This is a genomic window from Pseudomonas sp. URMO17WK12:I11, from assembly GCF_007677725.1.
Lineage (GTDB): Bacteria > Pseudomonadota > Gammaproteobacteria > Pseudomonadales > Pseudomonadaceae > Aquipseudomonas.
The window spans coordinates 1-9,020 of record NZ_VEDF01000023.1 but is presented as its reverse complement, the minus strand read 5'-3'; the positions used below and the strand labels follow the sequence as shown (position 1 = coordinate 9,020).

Sequence of the window (9,020 nt, the reverse complement as noted above, 5' to 3'; positions counted from 1 at the left end):
GGCGCCGCCGGCCTTGAGGATCGCCAGCAGCCCCACCACCATCGACAGCCCGCGCTCGACGCAGATCGCCACACGGTAATCGGGTTTGACCCCCAGGCCGATCAGGTAATGCGCCAGGCGGTTGGCCTGTTCATTGAGCTGCCGGTAGCTCAGCTCGCCTTCGTCGGCACGGACTGCCAGCGCATCCGGCGTACGCGCGACCTGGGCCTCGATCAGCCCGTGCAGGGTTTGATCGAGGTCATAGGCTGCCGCCGTATCATTGAAGGTCAGCAGCAAGCGCTTGCGCTCACAGGCATCCGGCAATCCAGTCTGCATCGGCAGGGCAGCGGCGCCTTCGGCGAAGGTCCACAGTATTTGCTCCAGATAGCCGGCAAAGCGCTCGACGGACGATCGCTCGAACAGCGCCGTGGCGTACACAATGCCGCCGGCAAACCCCTGGGGGCCCTCACCCATGCTCAGGCTCAGGTCGAACTTGGCGATAGGCGCTTGCGCGGCGACGGGGCTCACCTGCAGGTCAACGAACTGCAGGGCACGGTGTTCGGGCGTGGCATCCCAGTCCAGCGACACCTGATACAACGGCGTGTGGCTCAGGCTGCGTGGCGGGCGTACCGCCTCGACCACCTGCTCGAATGGCAGGTCCTGATGCGCCTGGGCCTGCAACACCGCTTGCTTGACCCGTGCCAGGAGCGTGGCCACGCAGGGTGCGTCGCGGGTGTCCACCCGCACGGCGACGGAATTGACGAACATGCCGATCAAGCCATCGACCTCGGCCTGCCGACGGTTGGCCAGCGGCGAGCCGATCACCACCTCGTCTTGCCCGGCCAGGCGCGCCAGCAGCACCGCCCAAGCCGCCATGAACAGCATGTACGGGGTAACGCCCTGGGCCTGGCACAAGGCCTTCAGCGCAGTGCCAAGGCGCGGGTCGAGGCGCAGCGCCACGCTGTCGCCGGTGTAGTCCTGGCGCTCTGGCCGTGGATGGTCCCAGGGCAGGCTGAGCAGCGTCGGCGCGCAGTCGAGCTGCATGCGCCAGTAGTCAGCCTGGGCCTGCAAGGTTTCGGCGCCGAGCCAGCGCCGTTGCCACAGGGCGTAGTCCAGGTATTGCACCGGCAACGCCGGCAATGGATCGTCCTGCGCCTGGCAGAACGCCCGGTACAGCGTCCCCAGCTCGTGCACCAGCACGCCCAGCGACCAGCCATCGGCCACCAGATGGTGCAGGGTCAGCAGCAGCACGTGATGCTCATCGCCGCGCTGCAGCAGGCAGGCGCGAAGCGGCAGTTCGCGGTCCAGGGCGAAGGGTGCGGCGGCCTGGGTGGCGATCAGCTGCGCCAGGGCAGCCTCGCTGAGGCCGCGGGCATCCTGCTGCAGCCACTGCAACGCTCGCGCATCGCCCGCCAGCAACACCCGTGGCTCGCCGGCCTCGGCGACGAAGTGACTGCGCAGGCTCTCGTGGCGCTCGACCACCCGACGCAAGGCACGCTCCAGGGCAAGGCGCTGCAGCGGGCCGTGCAGGTGCAGGCCGATCGGGATGTGATAGGCCGCGCTGCCCTCGCTCATCTGCGCCAGGAACCACAAGCGCTGCTGGGCGAACGACAACGGCAGGCTGCCCAGCCGTGGGCCTGACTGGATCGGCGGCAGCCTGCGGGCTGGATGCCCGTCGAGGCTTGCCGCCAGCGCAGCCAGGCTGTCGTCGGCGAACAGCTCGGCCAACGGCAGTTCCAGCCCCAGGCGCTGTCGCACCTGGGCCAGCATGCGCATGGCCAGCAAGGAATGGCCACCGAGTTCAAAGAACCGGTCCTGCCGCCCGACCCGCTGCAGCTGCAGCAATTCGCACCACAGCTCGGCCAGGCACGTTTCACGCTCGCCCTGCGGGGCCTCGTAAGCCGCTGCAGCCAGGTCTTGCGCAGCGGGCAGCGGCAGGGCCTGGCGGTCGACCTTGCCATTGTTGGTCAGCGGCATGCGCTCGAGCGCGACATAGGCCGTGGGCAGCATGTAGTCGGGCAGGCGCCCGCGCAAAAAGCGCCGCAGCGCCGCAGCGTCCAGCGCCGCATCCTGGCGCGTGTACCAGGCCACCAGGCGCAAGGGGCCCTGCCCGTCTGCCAGCGCGCTGACCTGCACGTCGCCGATGCCTGGGCACAGCGACAGTTGCTGAGCGATTTCCCCGAGTTCGATGCGAAAACCGCGAATCTTCACTTGATCGTCATTGCGCCCGAGGTATTCGAGCTGGCCGTCGGCCTGCCAGCGCACCAGGTCGCCGGTCCGATAGAGCCTGGCGCCGGGGCGCTGGCTGAACCGGTCGTTGACGAAGCGCTCGGTGCTCAGCTCAGGGCGGTTCAGGTAACCCAGGGCCACGCCATCACCGCCGATGTACAGCTCGCCGGCCACGCCGCGCGGGGTCAGCTGGCCGAAGCTATCGAGCACATAGACCTCGGTGTTGCCGATCGGACGGCCGATTGGCACCTGCCCGGCAGCCAAGTCGGACAACCGAACGGCGCAGGTCACCGCGAAGGTCGTGGTTTCAGTCGGTCCGTAACCATTGATCAGCTGCAGGTTCGGTGCCCGTTCGAGCAACGCGCGAAACGCAGCAGGCTCGGCGCGCTCGCCACCGCTGATGAGTATGCGCACGGATGCCAGCGCTGCGGGGATCAGTTGCACGTACTGGTTGAACAGCGCCGTGGTCAGGAACAGCACGCTGATGCCTTGCTCGGCCAGGGCATGGGCAAAACGCTGCGGCTCGACCAAGGTCGCGTGATCGATCACCCGCACCTGGCCACCGTTGAGCAGCGCGCCCCAGATTTCCAAGGTGCTGGCATCGAACGCGGGATTGGACACGAAGGCGATACGGTCCTGGGCGTTCAGATCAGCGTAGCCGTTGTTCAAGACCAGCCGGGCGATGCCACGGTGGGCCACGCATACGCCCTTTGGCGCGCCGGTGGTGCCGGAGGTATACATCACGTACGCCGCGCTGTCGGGCGCTGCTGGCAGCGGCAGGTCACGGGCTGGAAGGTGCTCGGCCGGCTGGCGGTCGAGGTCCAGGCGCGGCAGGTCGAAATTGGCGTGGACGTCGCTGTGGCTGAGCAGCATCGTCGCCTGGCAGTCCTCGAGCATGAAACGCTGGCGCTCCGCGGGCGCGTGAATGTCCAACGGTACGTACACCGCCGCGCATTTGAGCACCGCCAGTTGCGCCACCAGCAGCGCCAGTGAGCGTGGCAACAGCAGCGCCACGCAGGCGCCCGGTGCCAGGCCTTCGGCGATCAGGCCTTGGGCCAGGCGATTGGCCTGGCGGTTCAGCTCGCCGTAGCTCAGGGACTGCTGCCCGTGCACGGCGGCCACGCGCTCGGAATGACCGGCCGCGCACTGTTCGAACAGCTGCGCAACGTTCACGTCGCGCGGGTACGCGGCCGCCGTCGCATTGAGGTCGCTGAGCAGGGTCTGGCGCTCGGCGGCGCCGACCAGCTCGACTTGCGCCAATGGCGCCTGGTCGTCATCGGCCAGCGCCTGCAGGAGGGTGGCGAAGTAGCCCAGGTAGCGTTTGACGGTGGATTCATCGAACAACGCGGTGGCGTAGTCGAGGCTCCCTGCCACGCCTTCGCCCTGCTCGCCCAGGTTCAAGGTCAGGTCGAACTTGGCGACGGCCGCCGCTTGCGCCACCGCCTCGAGTTGCAGGCCTTGCAAATGCAGGGCCTGGCCCTGGGTCGCCTGCCAGTTGAGGGTGGTCTGGAACAGCGGCGTGTGGCCGAGGCTGCGGGTCGGTCGCAGCAGCTCGACCACGTGCTCGAAGGGCAGGTCCTGGTGGGCCTGGGCCTGCAGCACCTGCGCCTTGACCTGGGTAAGCAATGCCTGGCCGGTCGCTGCCGCAGTGCTGTCGATGCGGATGGCCAGGGTATTGACGAACAGGCCTACCAAGGTTTCGAGTTCTGCATGGCCGCGCCCGGCAATCGGGCAACCGATCACCACCTCCTGCTGCCCCGACAACCTCGCCAGCAGCGTCGCCCAGGCACCCAGCACAATCATGTACAGCGTCACGCCGTGGCGCTGCGCCAGGCCGCGCAGGCCAGCCACCAGCTGCGGGTCCAGCTGCACCGGCAGGCTGGCCCCAGCAAAGTCCTGGCGCTCTGGGCGAGGTCGGTCGGTGGGGACTTTCAACAGGCTCGGAGCGCCTTCAAGTGCCTGACGCCAGTACTCAGCCTGGCGCTGCAGCTGCTCGCCCACCAGCCAGCGGCGCTGCCACAGCGCGTAGTCTGCGTATTGGATCGGCAGAGGCGCCAGCGGGTCGCCCAGGCCTTGGCACAGCGCGGGGTACAGCGCGCTCAGCTCGGCGGTCAGCACTCCCAGCGACCAACCATCGGCAACGATATGGTGCACGGTCAGCGCCAGTACATGGTGCTCGGGCTGCAAACGCAGCAAGCGCGCCCGCAGCAGTGGCCCATGGGCCAGATCGAACGGCTGGCTGGCGTGTGCCTGCAGCGCCTGCGGCAATGCCTGTGCGGTGATGTCCTCGCGCTGGAACCAGCCCGCCCCGGCAGTGGCACCAATCACCACTTCGGCGCCGTCTTCGCGCGGCACGAAGTGGCTGCGCAGAATCTCATGCCGCTCGACGATGCGCAGCAGCGCGCATTCCAGGGCGTCGGCGTCCAGCGCGCCGCGCAGGCCCAGGGCCAGCGGCACGTTATAGGCCTGGTTGCCACCTTCCATCTGTGCCAGAAACCACAGCCGCTGCTGGGCGAACGACAGCGGCAGCGGTTGCTCGCGCGGCACTGGCACAATGGCCGGCAAGGCGCTGCGCGCGGCCCCGGCCAGCACCTCGGCCACTGCCGCCAGCTCGGCATTGGCGAACAGCTCGGCCAAGCTCAGCTCCACGCCCAGGCGCAAGCGCACCTGCGACACCATACGCATGGCCAGCAACGAGTGCCCGCCCAGCGAGAAGAAATGATCGCGGCGCCCGACCCGCCCGAGGTGGAGCAGCTCTGCCCAGATCTGCGCCAGGGCCTGCTCCAGCTCCCCCTGCGGCGCTTCATAGCCTTGCTCGAACAGCGCCGAGCGTTCGGGCTTGGGCAAGGCGCGGCGATCGAGTTTGCCATTGGCGGTCAACGGCAGGGCCGGCAGCTCGACGAATGCCACCGGCACCATGTACTGCGGCAGGTGTGCCTGCAACTGCGCGCGCAGGTCGTGCGCGATGGCTGCCTCGACATCGGCCTGCGGGGTGAAATAAGCCACCAGGCGCGGCTGGCCTGGCTGATCTTCACGGGCCAGCACCACCGCCTCGTTGATGCCTGGCAAGCTCGCCAGGCGGCTTTCGATTTCGCCCAGTTCGATGCGTACACCGCGGATCTTCACCTGGTCATCGTTGCGCCCGAGGTACTCGAGGGTGCCGTCGGCCAGCCAGCGCACCAGATCGCCGCTGCGGTACATGCGCCCACCGGCGTTGAAGGGGTCGTCGAGAAACCGTTCTGCGGTGAGCGCCGGGCGGTTCAGGTAACCACGCGCCACCCCGGCGCCGCCGATGTAGAGCTCGCCCGGCACGCCCAGCGGCACCGGCTCGCGGCGCTCGTCGAGCACGTACAGACGCGCATTGTCGACAGGTTTGCCGATGTGCAGCACGGCGCCGGGCTCGACCAGCCCGGAGCTGGCCACCACGGTGGTCTCGGTAGGCCCATAATTGTTGACTACGGCAAAGCGCTGGGTGCGGTTGAACTGACGCAGGCGATCGCCGCCGATCAGCAGGGTACGCAACGTCGGGTGTTCAAGCTGGTGGCTGAAGGCGTACTCGGCCACCGGTGTGGGCAGGAAGCTCACGTCCAACGGCTGGCTGCGCCACCAGGCGAGCATGGCGTCGAGGTCTTCGTTGCCTTCGGCGGGCGGTGCCAGGTGCAAGGTGGCGCCGGCGCACAGCGCTGGCCACACCTCCCAGGCCATGGCATCGAAGCCGAAGCCGGCCAAGCTCGACGTGTGGCGGCCATGGCACAGGTCGAAGGCGCGGCAATGCCAGTCCACCAGGTTGTTGACGCTGCGGTGCTCGACCATCACGCCCTTGGGTTGGCCGGTGGAGCCGGAGGTGTAGATCACGTACGCCAGATGGCCGGCATGCAGGCCGGGCACCTGGGGGTTGTGCAGCGCAGCCGGCCAGTCGGGCTGGTCGAGCAACAGCACCGGCACCTGAATGCCGCCCAGGCGGGCGCGCAGGGCATGTTGCGTGAGTACCGCCACCGGTTGGCTGTCGCCCAGCAGATAGCGCACGCGTTCGTCAGGGTGTGCGGGGTCGATGGGCACATAGCCTGCGCCAGCCTTGAGCACGGCCAGCAGACCGACCAGGGTTTGCAGGCCTCGGCGGGCGAGCACGGCGACTCGGTCATCGGGGCCGACGCCCTGATCGATCAGGCGTTGGGCAAGGGCGTTGGCCTGCTGGTTGAGGGCGGCATAGCTCAGGGTCTGGTCGGCGCAGGTGGCCGCGATCGTGTGCGGATGGGCGTGGGCCTGCTGCTCGATGCGTTGCGGCAAGGTCAAGCGGGTTTCGAAAGGCACGACGCAGTCATTGAAACGTTCGAGTACCTCATGGCGTTCATTGTCGGGCAGCAACTGTAGGCTTTGCACCTGCGCCGAAGGCGCCTGCAGCACGCTGTGCAGGACCTGCTGCAAATAGGCGCAAACCCGTTCGCCGGGGACGTGGGCGCTGGCCAGCAAGGTCAGTCGAAACGCCTCGCCCAAGTCATCGACGCTCAGCGTCAAGGGGTAGTTGGTGGCCTCGACGGAGTCGACCACGTCGATGCCGGCCACTGCAGGGCGATGCGCCGCTGCAGCGCCAGGCGCGCTGTGGCGATAGTTGAGCAATGCATTGAACAGCGGGGCCGGCGCCGCGACGCCACTGCAGCGCTGGGCCAAGGCCAACGGCGCGTGCTCGTGGCGCATCAGCGCGCTCAGGCGCTGGTGAGTGGTACGAATCGCCGCCTCCAGGTCGCAACCTGCAAGGTCCACGCGCAGTGGCAGCGTATTGATGAAGATACCCAGCGCCCGATCGGTGGCCTCGGCGCCGAGCAGGCGCCCCATCAGTACCGTACCGAATACCACCTGGTCGCGCCCGGTCAGCCCGCCGAGCACCCGGCCCCAGGCCAGGTGAAACAGGCTGGCGACACTCACGCCCAGGCTACGGGCATGGGCGCGCAGGGCCTGGCACAGCGCGGGCGGCAGGTCGATGGTGTGCTCGCAATGGCTGGCGCCTTCACCTTGCAGGTCCTGGATGCCGTAGGCCAGGGTCGCCTCATCGATGTCGCCGAGCATGTCGCGGAAAAACGCCTCGTGTTGCGCTTCGCTGATGCCGAGCACCGCCTGCGCCACATAGTTGCGAAACGGCACCGGCGCGCCCAACAGGTGCTCCTCGCCGGCCAGGAACGCAATCAGCTCGTGACGCACCACCTCCAGGGCACTGTGGTCCATGGCGATATGGTGGAACTGCAAGGTCGCGCCCAGCTTGCCCGTGGCGGCGGGCGCGTCGCGCAGCACCCGCATCAACGGCGCTTGGGTCAGGTCTAGCCAGGCGTGCCCCGGGGCATCGGCAGGTAGTTCCAGCACAGGCAGTTGCGCTTCGCGCCAGACCACTTGCAGCGGCATCGGCAAGCCTTGCCAATGCACCGAGGTACGCAGGATATCGTGGCGTGCCACCACCCCGCGCAAGGCGCCGACAAAGGCTTGCAGGCGTGCTTCGCTGGCGAACTCGAAGCGCGCCTGCATCACGTAGGGGTCATGTGCGGTGGCGCTGGCGTGGTGGAACAGCATGCCCTGCTGCAGCGGCGCCAAAGGGTAGATGTCCTGCACGTTGGCCGCCCCGCCGGGGACCTGGGCAACCAGGCGGTCGAGGGTGTCCTGATCGAGTTCGACCAGGTTGACCAGCTCAGGGGTGATGCGCGTGCAGCCCGGCGTAATCAGGTTGCCCGGTGCCTGCACGGCGCCGTGCTTGACGGCCACATAATCACCGCGTTCGATCAGCGCGATCAGCGCGGGCTTGTGCTCGCGCAGGCGCGCCACCAGGACGGCGTCGGTCAAGGCCTGTCGGTTGCCCTGGACCAGCAGCTGGCCATCCTTGAGCGCCAGCTGGACGTTGTTGGCCGCCAGTGTTGCCAGTAGGTCATTGATGCTCACAGGACGATCTCCATTCTGTCTGTGATGGCTGCATAGCCGGCCAGGGTCGGGTGGTCGAACAGTGCGCGGACATCGGCTTCCAGGCCCTGTTCACGCAGGCGCGAGGTCAGGGTCACGGCCAGCAGCGAATGGCCGCCCAGCTCGAAGAAGTTGTCATGGCGACTGACCTGCTCGACACCGAGCAACTCCTGCCAGATGTCGGCCAGCAGGGTTTCGGTTTCGCCCTTCGGTGCTTCGTAGACGCGTGCCTCAAGGGCGCCCGGCTCGGGCAATGCCTTGCGGTCGAGCTTGCCGTTGGGGCTCAGCGGCAGCGCTTCGAGATGGATGAACAACGCCGGCACCATGAACTCCGGCAGGTGCGTGAGCAGTGCCGCACGCAGGGTCTCGGGCGCGCTTGGCTCGCCGGTGTAGTAGGCGATCAGCCGTTGCTCGCGGGCAATCACCACGGCCTCCTTGATGCCGTCGATAGCGGTCAGCCCGGCCTGGATTTCACCCAGCTCGATACGCAGCCCGCGCAGCTTCACCTGGTCGTCGTTACGGCCCAGGTATTCGAGGTTGCCGTCGGCTAGATGCCGGGCCAGGTCGCCGGTGCGGTACAGGCGCCCGCCAGGGCGGAACGGGTCGTCGATGAAGCGTTCGGCGGTGAGTTCGGCGCGGTTGAGGTAGCCGCGAGCCACCTGGACGCCGCCGATGTACAGTTCGCCCGGCACGCCCTGCGGGACCGGTTGCAGATGGCCGTCCAGCACGTAGAGCTGGGTATTGGCGATCGGCTTGCCGATCGGGGTGTTGTCCGGCGCGGTCTGGCAGTGCCAGGCGCTGACGTCCACCGCGGCTTCGGTCGGGCCATAGAGGTTGTGCAGGTCGCTGCCTGGGAGCTGGCTGTGGAAACG

General features: G+C 67.9%; 2 protein-coding genes. Both read right to left on the bottom strand.

All coding sequences use genetic code 11. The features are described from left to right. Positions 1 to 8,130 (bottom strand): non-ribosomal peptide synthetase (locus FS665_RS22935; RefSeq protein WP_145193604.1); only part of this gene is annotated, 8,130 nt, incomplete at its 3' end. After that, on the bottom strand, positions 8,127 to 9,020 hold an 894-nt coding region (locus FS665_RS23825), incomplete at its 5' end, for an AMP-binding protein (protein ID WP_145193602.1). The genes FS665_RS22935 and FS665_RS23825, both read right to left, overlap by 4 nt.